Annotated in this window: 19 protein-coding genes; 13 read left to right on the top strand and 6 right to left on the bottom strand. The window is 67.2% G+C overall.

Translation table 11 applies throughout. From position 1 onward, the window contains the following. Positions 1 to 90: 90 nt before the first annotated feature. A complete protein-coding gene (locus GKZ92_RS16665; RefSeq protein ID WP_006357382.1) occupies positions 91 to 435 on the bottom strand; it encodes a histone-like nucleoid-structuring protein Lsr2 in 345 nt (114 codons plus the stop codon). A 1,092-nt stretch (positions 436 to 1,527) separates the two neighbouring features. Between GKZ92_RS16665 and trhO the strand changes: the two genes are divergently transcribed. From trhO to GKZ92_RS16635, 6 genes are all read left to right on the top strand, one after another. Then, on the top strand, positions 1,528 to 2,373 hold the full coding sequence (trhO, locus tag GKZ92_RS16660; RefSeq protein WP_006357384.1) for an oxygen-dependent tRNA uridine(34) hydroxylase TrhO: 846 nt from the start codon (positions 1,528 to 1,530) through the stop codon (positions 2,371 to 2,373). After that, positions 2,361 to 3,425 (top strand): CobW family GTP-binding protein, encoded by a 1,065-nt coding sequence (locus GKZ92_RS16655; RefSeq protein ID WP_075863843.1) that lies wholly within the window; start codon positions 2,361 to 2,363, stop codon positions 3,423 to 3,425. Before trhO ends, GKZ92_RS16655 begins: the two co-directional genes overlap by 13 nt. A gap of 219 nt (positions 3,426 to 3,644) precedes the next feature. Continuing rightward, positions 3,645 to 4,670, top strand: coding sequence for an N-acetylmuramoyl-L-alanine amidase (locus tag GKZ92_RS16650; protein ID WP_155225731.1), 1,026 nt, complete (start codon positions 3,645 to 3,647; stop codon positions 4,668 to 4,670). Between the two features lie 33 nt (positions 4,671 to 4,703). After that, positions 4,704 to 5,627 carry an SDR family oxidoreductase gene (locus GKZ92_RS16645; RefSeq protein WP_006357387.1) on the top strand — a complete coding sequence of 308 codons (924 nt, stop codon included), beginning with the start codon at positions 4,704 to 4,706 and terminating at the stop codon, positions 5,625 to 5,627. After that, complete coding sequence (locus GKZ92_RS16640) at positions 5,624 to 6,403, top strand: fructosamine kinase family protein (RefSeq protein WP_035751066.1); 780 nt, start codon at positions 5,624 to 5,626, stop codon at positions 6,401 to 6,403. The genes GKZ92_RS16645 and GKZ92_RS16640 overlap by 4 nt, the downstream gene beginning before the upstream one ends. A 50-nt stretch (positions 6,404 to 6,453) precedes the next feature. After that, positions 6,454 to 7,017, top strand: coding sequence for a nucleosidase (locus tag GKZ92_RS16635; protein WP_035751069.1), 564 nt, complete (start codon positions 6,454 to 6,456; stop codon positions 7,015 to 7,017). A gap of 15 nt (positions 7,018 to 7,032) precedes the next feature. Here GKZ92_RS16635 and GKZ92_RS16630 read toward each other — a convergent pair whose 3' ends face one another. From GKZ92_RS16630 to GKZ92_RS16615, 4 genes are all read right to left on the bottom strand, one after another. Beyond that, entirely contained in the window at positions 7,033 to 7,968 is a 936-nt protein-coding gene (locus tag GKZ92_RS16630) for a DUF6542 domain-containing protein (protein ID WP_187346528.1), read from the bottom strand. 4 nt (positions 7,969 to 7,972) lie between these two features. After that, positions 7,973 to 9,202 carry a DNA recombination protein RmuC gene (locus tag GKZ92_RS16625; RefSeq protein WP_035751071.1) on the bottom strand — a complete coding sequence of 410 codons (1,230 nt, stop codon included), beginning with the start codon at positions 9,200 to 9,202 and terminating at the stop codon, positions 7,973 to 7,975. Positions 9,203 to 9,257: 55 nt separating this feature from the next. Next, positions 9,258 to 9,821 carry a methylated-DNA--[protein]-cysteine S-methyltransferase gene (locus GKZ92_RS16620; protein ID WP_035751074.1) on the bottom strand — a complete coding sequence of 188 codons (564 nt, stop codon included), beginning with the start codon at positions 9,819 to 9,821 and terminating at the stop codon, positions 9,258 to 9,260. A 68-nt stretch (positions 9,822 to 9,889) separates the two neighbouring features. Then, complete coding sequence (locus tag GKZ92_RS16615; protein ID WP_155225445.1) at positions 9,890 to 11,422, bottom strand: DNA-3-methyladenine glycosylase 2 family protein; 1,533 nt, start codon at positions 11,420 to 11,422, stop codon at positions 9,890 to 9,892. Between the two features lie 106 nt (positions 11,423 to 11,528). Here GKZ92_RS16615 and GKZ92_RS16610 point away from each other — a divergent pair, with 106 nt between their 5' ends. The 5 genes from GKZ92_RS16610 to GKZ92_RS16590 all read left to right on the top strand — a co-directional run bounded on the left by GKZ92_RS16610 (position 11,529) and on the right by GKZ92_RS16590 (position 15,499). Further along, entirely contained in the window at positions 11,529 to 11,858 is a 330-nt protein-coding gene (locus GKZ92_RS16610) for a hypothetical protein (protein ID WP_230461821.1), read from the top strand. 86 nt (positions 11,859 to 11,944) lie between these two features. Continuing rightward, positions 11,945 to 13,246 (top strand): AI-2E family transporter, encoded by a 1,302-nt coding sequence (locus GKZ92_RS16605; protein WP_035751080.1) that lies wholly within the window; start codon positions 11,945 to 11,947, stop codon positions 13,244 to 13,246. 83 nt (positions 13,247 to 13,329) lie between these two features. After that, positions 13,330 to 14,409 carry a redox-regulated ATPase YchF gene (ychF, locus tag GKZ92_RS16600; protein WP_035751083.1) on the top strand — a complete coding sequence of 360 codons (1,080 nt, stop codon included), beginning with the start codon at positions 13,330 to 13,332 and terminating at the stop codon, positions 14,407 to 14,409. Further along, entirely contained in the window at positions 14,402 to 14,758 is a 357-nt protein-coding gene (locus GKZ92_RS16595) for a zinc ribbon domain-containing protein YjdM (protein ID WP_075863840.1), read from the top strand. The genes ychF and GKZ92_RS16595 overlap by 8 nt, the downstream gene beginning before the upstream one ends. Before the next feature lie 303 nt (positions 14,759 to 15,061). Then, a complete protein-coding gene (locus tag GKZ92_RS16590) occupies positions 15,062 to 15,499 on the top strand; it encodes a VOC family protein (RefSeq protein WP_075863839.1) in 438 nt (145 codons plus the stop codon). Positions 15,500 to 15,502: 3 nt separating this feature from the next. Here GKZ92_RS16590 and GKZ92_RS16585 read toward each other — a convergent pair whose 3' ends face one another. Beyond that, positions 15,503 to 15,778, bottom strand: a complete 276-nt coding sequence (locus tag GKZ92_RS16585) for a hypothetical protein (RefSeq protein WP_075863838.1) — start codon at positions 15,776 to 15,778, stop codon at positions 15,503 to 15,505. 130 nt (positions 15,779 to 15,908) lie between these two features. On the opposite strand from GKZ92_RS16585, the gene GKZ92_RS16580 reads away from it, so the two are divergent. Both GKZ92_RS16580 and GKZ92_RS16575 read left to right on the top strand, forming a co-directional pair. Next, a complete protein-coding gene (locus GKZ92_RS16580; protein ID WP_075863872.1) occupies positions 15,909 to 17,324 on the top strand; it encodes an amino acid permease in 1,416 nt (471 codons plus the stop codon). A 65-nt stretch (positions 17,325 to 17,389) separates the two neighbouring features. Beyond that, the gene (locus GKZ92_RS16575; RefSeq protein ID WP_035751348.1) at positions 17,390 to 17,878 is read left to right on the top strand and encodes a nucleoside deaminase; all 489 of its coding nucleotides are present in this window, start codon (positions 17,390 to 17,392) and stop codon (positions 17,876 to 17,878) included. Positions 17,879 to 17,885 lie beyond the last annotated feature (7 nt).

Raw genomic sequence — 17,885 nt, 5'->3', positions numbered from 1 at the left:
GTCTGCACCCCACAGACGACTACCGCCCGGCGCACGAGTGCAGCCGGGCGGTGGTTCGGGACGGGCGAGGAAGTCCTCACGCGTGACCGGTCAGTGTGCGGCCTCGAAGGCCTCGATGATGCTCTGCGGGATACGGCCGCGGTCGCTGAGCTCGTAGCCCTCGCGAATGGCCCATTCGCGAATGGCCTTGGTGGTCTCCTTGTTGCGCCCGCCGCCGGTGGCTGCGGTGGTGGCCGTCGTACGCTTGCCCACCCGGCCGGTCTGGCGCGAGATGTCGAGGTACTTCGAGAGCGAATCGCGGAATTGCTGAGCGTGCTTCGACGAAGTGTCGAACTCGTAATTCTTGCCGTCGAGTGACCACCGAACGGTTTCGTACTGATCCAAAACCTTGCCGTCGAGATCGTCGATGACCTGAACGATTTCCTTCTTCGCCATGAAACGCTTTCCCCTCGATTTGTGTCATGCGACCAACTCGGCCGTGGGGGTCTATTAAACCTTATCCACCCCGTTTTGATCTATTCTTCGGTGCACAGCTTAGACCCAAACTATGAGTAGTCGCTGAGAACCCCCGCCTAGACCATAAAGTATCGAAATGACTCAGGGAAGTCGGGACCCGAGAATTCTTAGGAAGTGGGCACTGTACTGCTGTCGGATGGCCGCAGTCGGGGTGTCTCGGGGCGAGTGGTGGCCCGTGATGTCCGAGTTGTGGACGTGATGGTCGTCGCACGTCGGGCTGATTCGTCCGATTCTTCCGGGGAGAGTGCCACCAGATCTTCGGGCGCACGATCAGCCGCATAGATTGTTCGGTATCCGCTGTCGGTCACCGAGAATCCCGCTTTCGACCGCGATTCGAGACAGAACAAGCCGACTGTCTCGACGAGGCAGGAGAATCGGGAAATGGAAATCGTGTACCCGAAGTCGACTATTGATGAGCGATAGAGAACCGGATAGCGATTGGTGCAGGCACCGCGTTGCGGGCCGTCCGAGCTGAGGATTGCGTAATCGGGTGCCCAGTCACAGGAGGCCGGCTCCGTGGACGGACGGGAGCGTCGCGTCGTGGGGCCGGAGTCGCCACCCTCGTTGATACGGCAGGCCAGTGACGACCTCCCGTTGGTGCCCGTCGAGCAATTGACTGATCGATCGGGTGTGGAGAAATGGAAGCCCGACGAGTCCTGTATCGGTGAATCGGGCGTGACCGATCCCTGATGAAAGCGCGAATTGTCGACCCGGGGAGCGAGTGCGACGACTCGCCCAATTGTCCAATCGGGAAGATTCTGTGCCGTGTCCTCACCCGTGGTGGTGGTTGTCGATGCCGACTCGAGCTCGGTGAGGGTCGACAGTTCGTTGGTGGGCGGAATGACGATTCGTGAAGGCGTGGTGTCGGTGGGTAACGAACATCCCGCAACGGTCACGATTGTCGCGGTGATCACGATCGCGAACGAAGCGCAGATCACGCGGCCGAAATGAGCCGGCCGCCGGCGGGGGACGGGTACGGGCCGCCGCGATCGATTTCCGTACCCTTGCATTGTGTCGACCCCCAAGATCGTCCTGTTCTACGTCTTCGTCCCGCTGCCCGATCCGGAAGCCATTCGGTTGTGGCAGCTGTCGGTGTGCGAGTCGCTCGGGTTGCGAGGCAGGATCATCGTGTCACGACACGGAATCAACAGCACCGTCGGTGGCGACATCGCCGCGGTCAAACGCTACGTCAGAGCGACCCGTTCGTACCCGGGGTTCGCCGACGCGGACATCAAATGGTCGGACGGGACCGGCGACGATTTCCCACGCCTGAGTGTCAAGGTGCGTCCGGAGATCGTGACGTTCGGAGTTCCCGACGAGATCGTCGTCGACGAGAACGGCGTGGTCGGCGGCGGTATCCGGCTGTCGCCCGAAGAGGTGCACCAGCTCGTCGACGAACGCGGTGACGAGGTCGTCTTCTTCGACGGCCGCAATGAGATCGAGGCCCAGGTCGGCCGGTTCGACGGGGCGGTCGTCACCAAGGCGCAGACCACCCGCGACTTCATCCCGCTGCTCGAGAGTGGCGCCTACGACCACCTCAAAGATCGTCCGGTGGTCACCTACTGCACCGGTGGCGTCCGGTGCGAGGTCCTCAGCACGGTCATGCGCAATCGCGGGTTCAGCGAGGTCTACCAGCTCGACGGCGGCATTGTCCGCTACGGCGAGCGCTACCGCGACGACGGACTCTGGAGAGGATCGCTCTACGTCTTCGACAACCGCATGAGCACCGAGTTCTCCGATCACGCCGAGGTGCTCGGACAGTGCGTCGAATGCGGCGCGCCGACGAACAATGTGGCCAATCATCCCGATCGCGAAGGCCGGGACCTCGCGGTGATCTGTCCGGCATGTCTGGCCTGAGCGCGTCCCGATCGGCTCGGCCGCCGGTTCCGGTGATCGTCGTCGCCGGTTTCCTCGGGTCGGGCAAGACCACGCTGCTCAACCACCTGTTGCGCACCGCGGGTGCCACCGGCACGAGGTTGGGTGTGCTGGTCAACGACTTCGGCTCGGTCAACATCGACGCACTGCTGGTGTCCGCGCAGGCCGACGGCGCGGTGAGCCTCAGCAACGGGTGCATGTGCTGCACGGTCGACGCCGACGGACTCGCCGACGCGCTGACCTCTCTCGTCCGCCCGAGCGCGAAGATCGATGCGATCGTCATCGAGGCCAGTGGTATCGCCGAACCCAGGTCGCTCATCCGAATGGTCACCGCAGTGGCGGAACCCCGGGTCCGCTACGGCGGTCTGGTCTATGTGGTCGACGCCGCGCACATCCACACGTTGCGTGAAGAACACCCAGAGGTCGACGCGCACATGGCTATTGCCGATCTCATCCTGGTCAACAAGGCCGACCTGATCTCCGACACGGATCTTCGGGGCGTCGAAGAGCTTGTCGGCCAGCTGAATCCGACTGCAGCAACGCTGATCACGCAGGAGGCCCGCGTCGACCCCGCGCTGCTGTTCGACATCGACGAGACGGCCGTCGACGACGAACCCCGTAGCGGCCAACTGACTCTCGACGAACTCTTCCTCGAAGAGCACGGGCACTCCGATCGCCAGCATCTGCACGCCGGGTACGAGGCGGTCGCCTTCCGCAGCGACGAACCCCTGGACCCGCGGCGGCTCGCGAGGTTTCTGGAGCGGCCCCCGAGCGGCTGCTTCCGGATCAAGGGCATCGTGCACTTCGACCTGCCTCGCTACCGGCAGAAGTTCGTCGTCCACGGTGTGGGCGGTTTCGTCCGGGTCGAGCGCGGGTCCTGGGAGTCGCAGACCCCGTCGACCGAGCTCGTCGCCATCGGTCGAGGCCTCGACCCCGACGCGGTGCATGCCGAACTGCGCGCCGCGATCGCGCGGCCGGAGGACGCGGCCGACGAGCACGGCATCCTCAGCGTCCTGCGGCATGTGCCGGCCTGACCGCCGATCCTCGCGACACGTGTCGTGGATCACCCGACACGCCGGGTGAGATGTCACATCTGGCTAACGAAATCCCAAAGGTCCAGGTCTTCCATTTCGCAAACTCCGCGAACCCTGTTTCACTGTTAAGTCTGTTACCAGTGTGACCGATGGTGCCTAACGGGAGGAGTGAGGCGAATGGCCAGAGCTGAAACGCGTGGTCGTCGCCTCGAAACGCCGATGTTCCAGAAGATGATGAAGAAGCGCATGATGACGACCGCCTTCGCCGTGACGGCGGTGGCGTCGACCGTGATGGCGTCCAACCTGATGGTGGCCCCGGCGCAGGCCGCGCCCGCCCGAGGGGCCGCGCTGGCAGGTAAGACGATCTTCCTGGACCCGGGTCATCAGGCGAGCGCTGCCGGCCGCAGCCTCAGCGCACAGGTGCCCGACGGGCGCGGCGGCAAGAAGGACTGCCAGACGACCGGCGCAACCGGGGTGAACGGCGCGAGGGAGCACACCGTCAACTGGCAGATCAGCCAGCTGGTGAAGGCCGGCCTGGAAAGCCAGGGCGCCCGCGTCGTGCTCAGCCGGCCCGACGACCGTGGCTGGGGCGGCTGCGTGGACGAACGCGCCGCCGCGGCGAGCCGCTCCGGGGCAGCGGTGGCGGTGAGCCTGCACGCCGATTCGACGAGCCGCGGAGCGGACGGAGCCAAGAAGGGCTTCCACATGATCGTGCCGTCGTTGCCGATCCCGGACCCCACCGTCAACCGCGTGCAGTCGGGTGAGGGGCGCAAGGCGTCGAATGTCATGCGCGATTCATTCCTCGCCGCGGGATTCCCGTCGGCCAACTACGCGGGCGTGAGCAACGGCATCCAGACGCGTCCGGACATCGCCGCGGTCAACCTGACCAAGGTGCCTGCCGTTTTCATCGAGATGGGCAACCTGTCCAACCCGGCCGAGGCCGCCGCACTGGCCGGACGCGACGGCCAGCTCAAGTACGCGATGGCCATCACCGACGGCATCCTGAAGTACGTCAACGGCAGCGCGGCAACCGGCTCTGCCCCCGCACCGTCGGTGCCGCTGGCCGACGACGCCAGCGGGCTGTCCGTGGTGATCCCATTCGTCCAGCAGCTGCTCGCCACCGAGGAGCCTGAGGCCGTCGTACAGCTGCTGACGACCCAGGGGCAGGACGTGTCGGCGCAGGTCCTCAAGGCGATGCTGACGATTCTGTACGGCCTGTTCGACGGGAAGCTGCCGATCGGCTGAGCCTGCCCGCCTCCGGCGACTAACCTCGGCCCCATGGGCATTCGAGATCTCCTGGTGATGGACACTCCGGTGCCGTCGTTGCGTGGACGCAAGGTACTGATCACCGGCGCGGCGAGTGGGATCGGACGCGCGACCGCCGAGGCGGCGGCGGCCCAGGGCGCCGAACTCGTGCTGACCGATCTGCACGCCGACCAGCTCGACGAGGTGGTCACCGGAATCCTCCGTGCCGACGGCACCGTGCTGTATCACGTCGCCGGAGACGTCTCCGACTACGACTGGGTGGCCAACTTCGCGCGGCAGGTCGACGCCGAGGTCGGCGTGATGGACGTCGTGATGAACATCGCCGGGATCTCGGCGTGGGGCACGGTCGAGAACCTCGAGCACCGGCACTGGCGGTCACTGGTCGACGTCAATCTGATGGGCCCGATCCACATCATCGAATGCTTTGTGCCGCAGATGGTCCGACGAGGCGCCGGCGGCCACATCGTCAACGTCTCGTCGGCCGCCGGGCTGCTCGCCCTTCCATGGCACGCCGCCTACAGTGCGAGCAAGTTCGGGATCCGCGGCGTCTCCGAGGTCCTCCGGTTCGACCTGCGCCGCCACCGGATCGGGGTGTCGTTGGTGTGCCCGGGTGGGGTGGACACACCGCTGGTCGACACCGTCGAGATCGTCGGCGTCGACCGCGATGATCCGCGAGTCAAGGCCGCCATCAACAACTTCCACAAGGTCGCGGTGTCGCCGGAGACCGCCGCCGCGGCGATCCTCAAGGGAATCCGCAAGAACCGTTTCATGGTCTACACCTCCTTCGACATCCGGTTCGGCTACTGGTGGGCACGGAAGTTCGCGCTGCCCTACGAGATCGTGATGCGGGTGGCCAACGACCGGTTCGACAAGCTCGCGCGCATCAGCGGTACCAAGCTCGAGGAGCGGGCGCGCGACCACCATTCCACTCAGTGAGCCGCGTCTTCCGTAAGACGCTGCGAGGCAGCGGTCCGCCGGGAGGGCATCCCGACTTCTTGGCCGCCGAAGCGGCCGGTCTGCGCTGGCTCGCCGACGCCGGTGCGCCGGTCGCGAAGGTGCTCGCCGGGAGCGAGGACGCCATCGAACTCGAGAAACTCGACACGACCCGTCCCGACCCCGAGGCCGCCCTCGCGTTCGGCGGGGCGCTGGCGAGGATGCACGACGCCGGTGCCCCGCGGTTCGGTTCACCACCCACCGGCTTCGACGGCCAGTTGTTCATCGGCCGACGCCCGCTGAGTTCCGTCGAATACGACTCGTGGGGCGAATTCTATGCACGGGAGCGCGTCGAGCCCTATCTGCGTCCGGCCCGGGATGCGGGCAACCTGACCGCCGCGGACTCCGACGCCGTCCGCGCCGCCTGCGAGCTGATCGCGAGCGGCGCCTTCGACGACGACGAACCCGCCGCCCGCATCCACGGCGACCTCTGGAACGGGAACGTGCTGTGGACCCCGTCGGGCGTCGTCCTGATCGACCCGGCAGCGCACGGGGGTCACCGCGAGACCGACCTCGCGATGCTCGCGCTCTTCGGCTGCTCGCTACTCGACGAGATCGTCGTCGGGTATCAAAAGACGCATCCGTTGGTCCCCGGCTGGGAGGACAGGGTCGAGCTCCATCAGTTGCATCCGCTCGCGGTGCACGCGGCCGGACACGGACCGGGATACGGCACCGCGCTCGGCCGAGCGGCTCGGGCCGTACTCGGCGCTCACGCGTGATCGGGACACGCGATAATCACCCGGTGTCTGATGACGGAGTGTGGAGCGGCGTGTCCGGAAGCGTCCTGATCGTGTCGGCGACCCGAGCCGAGGCGCGGCATCTGCCTGCCGGGTCGCGGTTGCTCGTCACCGGGATCGGCAAGGTCCGGGCGACGATGGCGCTGAGTCGGGAGCTGGCCGCCGGTGCACCGGTCCGACAGGTGATCAGCATCGGTACCGCGGGTGCGCTGCGGGACGGTGTCGTCGGTTCCGGGCGCGATCTGTTCATCCCGTCGGCGGTGCTCGAACACGACATCAGCAGTGCCGAACTGCGCGCCATGGGCTACGAGATGACCGACCGCTGGGAACTCCCGGACGGCGACGGCACGGTGCTCGCATCGGGGGACACCTTCGTCGCCGACCCGGTACGTCGGGCCGAACTCGCCCGCCACGCCGACCTCGTCGACATGGAGGGGTGTGCGGTCGCCCATGTGAGCGCCCAGTTCGGCGTCCCGTGCCGGCTCGTCAAGGCCGTCACCGACAACGCCGACGAGGGCGCGATGGAGTGGCCCGATCTGGTCGACGCCGCAGCCCGCCGGCTGGGGCAGTGGATCGAACTGAACGTCGGTGGCTGAGGGCCACCCGGCAGATCAGGAACGGGTGTCGGCGACGTCGGCCGGACCGGCGTCGGTGGCCGACTCGTAAGCCTGGAAACCCGACGCGGCGGCCTCGGTGCGAGGTGTGTCCGCCTGACCGGTGAGCGGGGCGTCGGACGGGGTGAGATCGGGTGCGCCGAGGTCCGCGACGGTCGGGCGAGCGCTGGTCGGGGTCCGCTGGGCAGTGGTCCGTTCGACGGTCGCCGTACGAGCCGTCGTGGCCGGACGTTCGGACGAGGCCGGACGTTCGGACGAGGCAGGTCGCTCCGACGCCGAGCCGGGACGGGACCGCTGTGGCCTCGACCGGTTGGACGGCGACGTGGTGGTCTGTGCGGCGCCGGTCTGGCCGGAGCCGGACTTGGTCCGGCGATGCGTCGTCGCGCGCTCGGTCGTTTCGCCGGTCTTCGCGCGGTCGGCCTTGTCCCGGCCTGCGCTCCGCGATGCGCTGCGGGTCCCGGTCGGCTTCCCGCGGCCACCGGAGTTCTTGTCGTCGTCGCCACGGGTCAGGAACCACCGGACCAGCACCAGCGCGAGGGTCACCAGGAACACCGTCAGCATCCAGGGGAAATCCGCGGCGATCGGCAGCAACACCTTGAAGATCAGACTCTTCAGTCCGGACGACGCCTGCTCGGAATTGAGTCCGTACAGCGTGGCGATGCCGACGAAGAACGCGATCAGTGGGGGCTGCGCGGCAGCGGTGAACAGTGCGCGGCGACGGACGGCGAGGGCGGCGACGACACAGCCGACGAGATAGCAGAACTTGTAGATCCCGCCGAGCGAGTCATTGCTGCCGGCGTCGATCGCCGCGCCGAGGGCCGTGATCCCGGTAGCCAGGAGAACGGCACCCCACCACGGCACTCCGCGGACCGCGGGCATCACGGACTGCTGGTCCAGTGGTACCGCGGTCTGTAGACGTTGCGGGGAAGGCACATGGTCACGGTACCGGTTCATCGGCGGAAATCGCTCCACCCCCGGACCGTGGCGTGGACGCGGCCGCCGATGTCGTCGCAGGTGCCGCCACGGATCCGGCGGACCTGCAGGTGTCGTGGATCACCCGGGGGCGGGGTGGTTCGCTCACGTCGCCCAGAGCGTCGAGTTCGGCGAGGCGTCGAGCGGTGACGCCGAGGCGGCTCTCGACCGAGCCGATGGTCGAGTTGTAGGCGTCGACGGTGCGTTGCAGTGAGGTGCCGAGTGTCCCGAGATGCCCGAGGACACCGGCGAGCCGCTGGTGGAGTTCCATGCCGAGGTCGTGGATCACCGCTGCGTCGCGCGCCATCGCGTCGTGGCGCCAGCCGAGCGCGACGGTCCGCAGCAGTGCGATGAGGGTGGTCGGGGTGGCGATCACCACATTGCGGGCGAAGCCGTACTCGAGGACGTCGGGGTCGGTGCGCACAGCGGCCTCGAGTACCGCGTCGGCGGGCAGGAACAGCACGACCATCTCCGGGGTGTTCTCGAAGGCCGTCCAATAGGCCTTCGCGGACAACCGCGCGATGTGCGCGCGCAGAGCCCGAGCGTGCTCGCCGATCAGACGGTCTCGTGCCTTGGCGTCGGTGGACTCCGCGGCGCGCAGATAGGCGTCGAGCGGCACCTTCGCGTCGACGACGATGTCTCGTCCGCCCGCGAGGTGGACGACGAGGTCTGGCCGGACCGTCGTTCCTTCCCTCGTCTTGTCCGGCAGCGACACCTGGGTGCTGAAGTCGCAGTGCTTGGCCATACCGGCCAGCTCGACGACCCGTTCGAGCTGTACCTCGCCCCACCGGCCGCGCGAATGGGAACTGTGCAGCGCGTTGGCGAGCTGTCGCGTCTGGTCGTTGAGCGCAACCGACGCCGCATGGATGCCGCGAACCTGCTCGGTCAGTCCCGCGTAGGCGCCGATCCGATTGGACTCGACCCGGCGCAGCTCGTCGGAGAGCTGGGCGAGGGTGGCGCGCAGCGGTTCCACGATGTGCTGCACCTGGCCGCCGATCGCGGTGGATTGTCGACGTGCCGCATCCTCGGTGGCCCACGACAACGACGACGCCACCTCGCTGCGGCCCTCGCGCAGCATCTCGACCTCGGCGCGGGCAGCGGCGACCACCCCGGCGCTGCGCGCGGCGTGCGCCCACCAACCCAGCGCGATGCCGAGCAGGACGCCGAATACGAGTGACAGGGCTGCTGCGATCATGCCCTGATGGTGTCGGATGCCTCCGACAAAACCGGCTGGGCGGTGTCGCGCCGGTTCAGTCCCCGGCGGGGGCCTCGAAGTCGAGCAGCCACTTCTTGGTCTCCAGCCCGTAGCGGAAGCCACCCAGCGATCCGTCGCTGCGCTTCACCCGGTGGCATGGCACGAACAGTGCGGCGGCGTTGCGAGCGCACGCGGTTGCCGCTGCCCGGACGGCGGCCGGTTCGCCTGCCCGCTCGGCGAACTCGGTGTAGGTGACCGGCCGGCCCGGTTCGACGAGGCGCAGGGCGTCCCACGCCTTGTTGAGGAAGGTCCCGCCGGAGAGTTGGACCACCTCGACCCGGGACGGTGCCTCGACCTCGCCCGCGTAGTACGCCGACACCGCGTCGGTGAGCTTGCCCAGCGTCTCGGAACGCTGCAGTGATTCCGGGCGCAACGACCGGTGGATGAGTGCGGAGAGGTACGCCGGATCGTCGGTCCACCCGGACGCGAGTACACGTTCGGAGTCGTCGGCGACAACGGTGAACGGGCCGTTGGGGGTGTCGACGGTTGCGTATCCACCGGTGCCGGTGTTGGTCGTGCTGACGTCGGCGTCGGAGACGGTGGGGGACGGTGCGGACATGTCGCTCCTGTCGGATCGGGGTTCGGATCGAATCGGTGTCGGAGGGGGCGTCATAGGAGATCCGCTCGTCATACGTCCTCGCCGTCGCCGGCGAGGCGGTGTCGCCACAGGTGCACCGTCGCGTACGACCGCCACGGTGCCCAGTGGTGCGTGTCGCGCAGATCGAGTCCGAGGTCGGCGGCAGCCCGGGCGACGACCAGGTCGCTCGCGAGCAGGACGTCGGGATCACCCGTCACCCGCATGGTGACGATGTCGGCGGTCCAGGGGCCGATGCCGGGCAGCTCGATCAGCTGCGCACGTAGATCAGACGCATCGACCCCAACATGCGGTTCCACCCGACCTTCGGCCAGGGCCTCGGCCACCCCGATGACGGCGTCGATGCGACGGCGCGGTCCGCGTAGGACGTCCCGCCCGTCGGCGGCTATGGCAGCTGCGGTCGGGAACGCCTTCAGGATGAGGTCGCCCTCGGTTTGCCCGGCGTCGTGCAGCGGTTGGCCCAGCGCGTCGACGAGCCGGTCGATCTGATGCCGTGCGGCCGCGAGACTGACCTGCTGGCCGAGCATCGTGCGGATGATCATCTCGGCGGCGTCGAGACTGCCCGGTACGCGAAGTCCGGGTGCGTCCTCGATCGGCGTGCGGAGCGTCGGGTCGTCGGCGAGGGCGTCTTCGGCGGCGGTGATGTCGGCGTCGAGGTCGAGGAGCCGACGCACGCGGTTCACCGCGGCTCCGAGATCACGCATGTCGAGATGTGTGAGGACCACACCGACGTGGTCGTCGTGGGGTTCGATCTCGGCGACTGCGGGTCCGTGCGGGAGAGCGATGACGCGCTTGAACCGCCAGCCGAGCGGTGCGTCGGCGTCGTCGACCACCGTCTCGACCCCGGCCGCCGCGTGCGCGGACAGGAACCAGCGCATCCAGGGCCAGCGGTAGGGCGAGCGGAACGGCAGACGCAGGGCGACGGTGCCCGGGGCGGACGCCGCGTCGGACCGCGGGCGGTCGCGCCGGTTGCGGAGGCGGCGGAGTTCGGTCGGAGTGAGTCCGAAGACGGCACGGATGGTGTCGTTGAACTGCCGGATGCTGGCGAAGCCCGCGGCGAACGCGACGTCGGACATCGGTAGTGACGTGCACTGGATCAGCACCCGGGCGTTGGTGGCGCGGTGTGCGCGGGCGAGCGCGAGCGGACCGGCTCCCAGGTGGTCGGTGAGGACTCTGTTGAGGTGTCGGGGTGAGTACTTCAGCCGCGCGGCGAGACCGGCGACGCCCTCACGTTCGACCACGCCGTCGGCGATCAGACGCATCGCGCGGGCGGACATGTCGGCGTTGACATTCCACAGCGACGAACCGGGGACGGCGTCGGGGGTGCATCGTCGGCAGGCGCGGTAGCCCTGCTGCTGGGCCGCGGCCGCGGTCAACACGAACGCGACATTGTGCGGTCGGGGCGTCTGCGCGGGACAAGACGGACGGCAGTAGATCCCGGTGGTGCGGACGGTGACGAAGAACTGGCCGTCGAACCGTGCATCCCGGGCTTGGACGGCGCGGTAGCAGCGGTCGAAGTCCGGAGCCGAGCCCGGGATGGTCTGTTCGACGGATGCTGTGGTCACCTGTCCACTCTGACATCCGGCACGCACGAGTTCTGGCGGAAATCGGACGCGGCAACTGACGCCGAACATGTGATCTGAGTAACAGTCCTGTGGCACGATATGCGCCATGTCCACACGGTTCGATGGCCGACGCGGAAGCCGGCATGACGACCTCCCCCTCGCCGGGCTACCCGGATGGGGCCTGGAGATGATGATGGGCCTGTACGGCCCGGAGACGATCCAGCGCGCGCTCACGGAAGAGACCGAGCAGGGCATCACGCCGGTGCCGTGGGACCGCGGGCGAGCCGACGAGTCGCCCAGCGGGCCGATCGACGCGCCGGACATCGAGATGTGCGGTCGGGACGACGTTCCGCCGGTCTTCAACCAGGTCGACGCCGAACTCGAGGCGGTCAACTCGCTGATCCGCTTCCTCGGGCGCAAACTGCGCCGGCGCTGACCGGCCCGAGGGCGTTCGCGCTGGCGAGGCGATGCCATCCGTCACGTCGACGCCGCAATGTCATCGTGGTGTGTGAAGATCCACGGGTGACTGACAGCTCGGATGATCAGCGTGCCGACGGCGAGGCCGGAACCGACAACTCGGATTCCATCCCGGTAGGGGCCGATGCCGTCCTCGGGGGTGACGCCGTTCTCGGCGGGGTCGAGGAGAAGGCGTACCCGACGCGCGCCCAGGTGATGATGGCCGGCCTGCGCTCCTGCGCGACCGTCGGTCTGCAGATCGTGCTGGTGGCGGCCGCCCTCTGGGTGATGTTCTGGCTCCTCGGCAAGTTCTGGGTGATCCTGCTGCCGGTCCTGCTGGCCATCATCGTGTGCACGATCCTGTGGCCGCCGGTGCGATGGATGCGCAATCGTGGCGTACCGGCCGCCGCGGCGTCGTTGCTGATGATGCTGATCGGGCTCGGAGTGCTCGGTGGCGTCATCGGGCTGATCGTGCCGTCGATCGTTTCCCAGGCTCCGGAACTCGCCAACCGTGCGACCGAGGGCGTGCGGCATCTGCAGGACTGGGTCCAGGGACCCCCGCTCAACATCGAGGACGAGCAGCTCGACAACATCGTCAATGCCATCACCAGCAAGTTGCAGTCGAGTGCGTCGACCATCGCCTCGGGTGTGTTCAGCGGCGTGGGCACTGCGACGTCGCTGCTCGTCACCGTCTTCACAGCGTTCGTGCTGGTGTTCTTCTTCCTCAAGGACGGGCCGAAGTTCGTGCCGTGGCTCGACCGTTCGGTCGGCAAGCCCTCCGGTACCCACGTCGGCGAGGTGCTGACCCGGATGTGGAACAGCCTCGGCGGTTTCATCCGTACGCAGGCGGTCGTCAGTTTCGTCGACGCCGCTCTCATCGGTCTCGGCCTGTTCATCCTCGGGGTCCCGCTGGCCGGGGTGCTGGTGGTCGTCACGTTCCTCGGCGGCTTCATCCCGATCGTCGGTGCCTTCGTCGCCGGCGCGCTCGCCGTCCTCATCGCGCTCGTGTCGAACGGCCTGACCACCGCACTCATCCTGCTCGGCGTCATCCTCGCGGTGCAGCAGCTCGAGGGCAACGTGCTGCAGCCTTGGCTGCAGGCAAAGTCGATGGATCTGCACGCTGTGATCGTGCTGCTCTCGGTCACCTTGGGCGGCACCCTGTTCGGCATCACCGGTGCCTTCCTCGCGGTGCCCGCGGTCGCGTCGCTGGCGGTGGTGCTGCGCTACCTGAACGAGCAGATCGCCGAACGGGCCGGGGAGACACTGGCGCCCGAAGGTGCGCCCGTCACGAAACAGAAGGGCGTCCCCGACAAGGAACCGCCGAACGACCCGCCGAACCCGGTCAAGGGTCTGCTGGACCGCGACTGACGACGGGGCCGGCGATCGGAGCCGAGCAGCTAGGCCCGACGCAGCGTCGGGCCTCGCGGCCGGTGCCGATAGACTGGGCGCCCGTGAGTCTCACCCTGGGAATCGTCGGTCTGCCCAACGTCGGTAAGTCGACCCTGTTCAACGCCCTGACCCGTAACGATGTGCTGGCGGCCAACTACCCGTTCGCCACCATCGAGCCCAACGTGGGCGTGGTCGAATTGCCCGACGCACGACTGAAGCGTCTCGCGGAGATCTTCGGCAGCGAGCGCATCCTGCCCGCCACGGTGTCGTTCGTCGACATCGCCGGCATCGTCAAGGGCGCCTCCGAGGGCGAGGGCATGGGCAACCAGTTCCTCGCCAACATCCGCGAGGCCGACGCCATCTGCCAGGTCGTCCGCGTCTTCGACGACGGCGACGTCGTGCACGTCGACGGCCGCGTCGACCCGTTCGCCGACATCGAGGTCATCGAGACCGAGCTGATCCTCGCCGACATGCAGACCCTCGAGAAGGCGATTCCGCGTCTCGAGAAGGACTCGCGCAAGAACAAGGACCTAGTCGAGGCCCTCGAGGCGGCGAAGAAGGCGCAGGAGATCCTCGATAGCGGCAAAACGCTGTTCTCGCAGAAGGATTCGTTCGACCTGTCGTCGGTGCGCGAGCTGCACCTGATGACCGCCAAGCCGTTCCTCTACGTCTTCAACTCCGACGAGGGCGTGCTCACCGACGATGCGAAGAAGGCCGAACTGCGTGCCGCCATCGCACCCGCCGACGCCGTGTTCCTCGACGCGAAGGTCGAGAGCGAACTCCTCGAACTCGACGAAGAAGACGCCCAGGAGCTGCTCGACTCGATCGGCCAGAACGAGCCCGGCCTGACGTCGCTGGCCCGCGCCGGTTTCCATACCCTCGGCCTGCAGACCTACCTCACCGCAGGCCCCAAGGAGTCGCGCGCCTGGACGATCCGTCAGGGCGACACCGCACCCAAGGCCGCCGGAGTCATCCACACCGACTTCGAGAAGGGCTTCATCAAAGCCGAGATCGTGTCCTTCGCCGACCTCGACGAAGCCGGCTCGATGGCCGCGGCCAAGGCTGCCGGCAAGGTCCGGATGGAGGGCAAGGACTACATCATGCAGGACGGCGATGTGGTTGAGTTCCGCTTCAATGTCTGACCAGTTGCCGCCCTGCCCGGAGTGCTCGCAGGAATTCACCTACGAGCAGGGCGCACTCCTGGTGTGCCCGATGTGTGGGCATGAGTGGTCGGCCTCCGAAGCCGCCGAAGCTGCGGCTGATGCGGTGATCAAGGATTCGGTCGGCAACGTGCTCGCCGACGGCGACACCGTGACCATCGTCAAGACCGTCAAGGTCAAGGGCGGTGGCGGCGGCGTCATCAAGATCGGCACCAAGGTGCGCAACATCCGGCTCATCTCCGACGGCGTCGGTGACCACGACATCGACGCGAAGATCCCGGATTTCGGCCAGATGCAACTGAAGTCGAGCGTGGTGAAGAAGGTTCTGTGAGTTCTCGTTGCGTTTTGTCGCGGTCTGCGGCACACAACGCAACGGCTGCTCAGCGTCACGGTGCGACGGGGTAGTCGCTCCGAATCGCGACGCGGTTCCACGCGTTCATCACGACCGCGAGCCGCGTCCCACGGGGCCGCCGACCAGCGGTTCGCCGGTTGCTTCGCAGATGTGGCGGGTCCCGCCGGGTGCAGTTCCGTGAGCCATGGTCAACGGTCCGATGCCCTCCCGTCCGAGATCTATAGCCTTAGATCTGACGGCGATTTCGCGCTACGGATCTGGGCGCAGAGCTACCGTGGCGACATGGCTATCAAACTCGAGAACGTCGGAATCGCGGTCCGCGACATCGAGGCGGCGATCGCCTTTTTCACCGACCTCGGCCTCAGCGTCGTCGGACGTGACGAGGTCAGCGGCGAATGGGCTTCCATCGCAGTCGGTCTCGACGGCAACCACGCCAAGGTCGCGATGCTGCAGACGCCGGGCGGGCAGGGGCAACTCGAGCTCTTCGAGTACATCCACCCCGCCGCCATCGAGACGACGCCGACGCTGCCCAACGAGATCGGCATGCACCGCGTTGCCTTCTCCGTCGACGACATCGACGCGGCGCTCGAGATCGCCGCGAAGCACGGCTGCCATCCGCTGCGGGGCGTCGCGAACTACGAGAACATCTACAAGCTCTCCTACCTCCGCGGCCCCAGCGACATCATCGTGATGCTCGCGCAGGATCTGACGAAGGTTTGACGCTCAGGGCACGAAGAACGTCGCGAAGCCGGACGTCACGTCCCCCGGGGTTCCCTGGAGCATCGTGAGAACAACCTGTCCGGTCCCGGTTGGTAGTACCGCTTCCGGTGGGAAACCGTTCAGGCCGTTCGACATCCGGGCCGCCCCACTCGAGCCCGTCGACAGATTGAGCCAGCGCACGTCGGCACAGATCAGGCAGCCCCAGCGGCGGAATCCTGTCCCGGTGAGCGCGGACAGAACGACGATGGCGACGGTTCGAACGCGATGCCTTCGATCCATAGTTCGAAATCGCCTGGGCGCGGGTTCGAGCTATGAGACGGCCGGTCAGGTTTCGGAGGCGCACCGGTTGGGCACATCCGGGGGCGGCGCCCGTCGTGGCGTGGAACACACGGATGGAAGCGATGCCGCGATGAGTGAAACCCCGGCGCGAGTGAGCGCCTCCGGCCCGCCGGCCGACCGGCTCGGATCGAGCCTCAAGCCCCGCCACATCACGATGATCTCCATCGCCGGGGTCATCGGCGCCGGTCTGTTCGTCGGCTCGGCGAATGCGATCGAGAAGGCCGGCCCGGCCGTGCTGATCTCGTATGCGCTGGCCGGCACGCTCGTCGTGCTGGTCATGCGGATGCTCGGCGAGATGGCGACCGCCGACCCCGACACCGGCTCGTTCTCCGTCTACGCCGACCGTGCCCTGGGCAGGTGGGCCGGGTTCTCCGTCGGCTGGCTGTACTGGTGGTTCTGGGTGCTGGTGATCCCGGTCGAGGCGACCGCGGCAGCCGCCATCCTGACCGACCTGATCGGCGGTGCCCAGTGGATCTGGGCGCTTGCCGTGACGGTCGCATTGACCGTCACCAACCTGATCAGCGTCGGCAACTACGGCGAGTTCGAGTTCTGGTTCGCGCTCATCAAGGTCGTGGCCATCGTGGCGTTCATCGTGGTGGGCATCCTGGCGATCCTCGGCCTCATCCCTCATTCGGGGGTGAGCGGTCTCCATCATCTGTGGGAGCCGGATGGCTTCATGCCCAACGGTTTCGGTGCGGTCATCGCGGGACTTCTGGTGACGATGTTCTCGTTCATGGGCACCGAGATCGTCACGATCGCGGCCGCGGAATCACCCGATCCGAAGCGCGGCATCACCAAGGCCGTGAACTCGGTGATCTGGCGGATCTCGCTCTTCTACCTCGGCTCGATCTTTGTCGTCGTGGCGCTGATGCCGTACAACCAGCTGTCCGACGGTTCGTATCAGTCGGTGCTGGAGGCGATCGGCCTGCCCGGGTCGGCATTCATCATGGACCTCGTGATCCTGACGGCCGTGGCGTCGTGCCTGAACTCCGCGCTCTACACCGCCTCGCGGATGCTGTATTCGCTCGGCAGGCGACGCGACGCCCCACAGGCGGTCCGTTCGCTGACCGGCAACGGCGTCCCGTGGGTCGCGGTGCTGGCGTCGATGGTCGTCGGGTTCGTCGCCGTCATCGGCAACTATGTGTTGCCTGACAAGATCTTCGGCTACCTCCTCGCGACGAGCGGCGCGGTCGCGCTGTTCGTCTACCTGAGCGTCTCCGCGAGTCAGCTGGTGCTCGGTCGGTCGCTGCGGGCCCGAGGAGAGCAGCCGCCTGTCCGGATGTGGCTGTTCCCGTACCTGACGATCGTGGTGATGGTGTTCATCGTCGGTGTCCTGGTGCTGATGGCCTTCGCCGCCGAGCAGCGGGAGGCCATCGGGTTGTCGGCGCTGTCGGCTGTGGTGATCGTGACGATCGGCGTCGTGCTGCATCGACGCCGGTCCGATGAGGTGGAGGAAGAACCCGAGACGGCCGTCAGGCACGTGTGATCGGCGAGGTTGGGCAGGACGACGTACTGGTTGCTTGGTGACCGTCGGATCGGCAACCTTGCGGTATGAGTTCCCGCACCGACGCCTCAGGTATCGATTTATCGCTCCTGCTGGACACCGCCTACCAGCAGGCCCGACTGGGTCTCGACGAGGGCGGCATCCCGATCGGTGCCGCACTGTTCGCCGCCGACGGGACCCTGCTCGGGGAGGGGCGTAATCGCCGTGTCCAACACGACGACCCGTCGGTGCACGGTGAGACCGACGCCTTCCGTGCAGCCGGCCGGCAACGGGACTACTCGTCGACGATCATGGTCACCACGCTCGCACCGTGCTGGTACTGCAGCGGACTGATCCGGCAGTTCGGCATCGGAGCAGTGGTGATCGGGGAGAACCGTTCCTTCCAGGGCGGACAGGACTGGCTCGCCGAGCTCGGGATCTCGGTCACGATCCTCGATGACGAACGCTGCTACACGATGATGTCGGACTTCATCGCGACCAATCCTGGCCTGTGGAACGAGGACATCGGCGTCGTCGGCGAGGAGAACCGGACCTGACCGCCCC

Origin of the sequence: Gordonia sp. 135 (genome assembly GCF_009720185.1) — a bacterium.
Taxonomy (GTDB): Bacteria; Actinomycetota; Actinomycetes; order Mycobacteriales; family Mycobacteriaceae; genus Gordonia; species Gordonia alkanivorans.
This window is presented reverse-complemented; position numbering and strand designations above follow the sequence as displayed.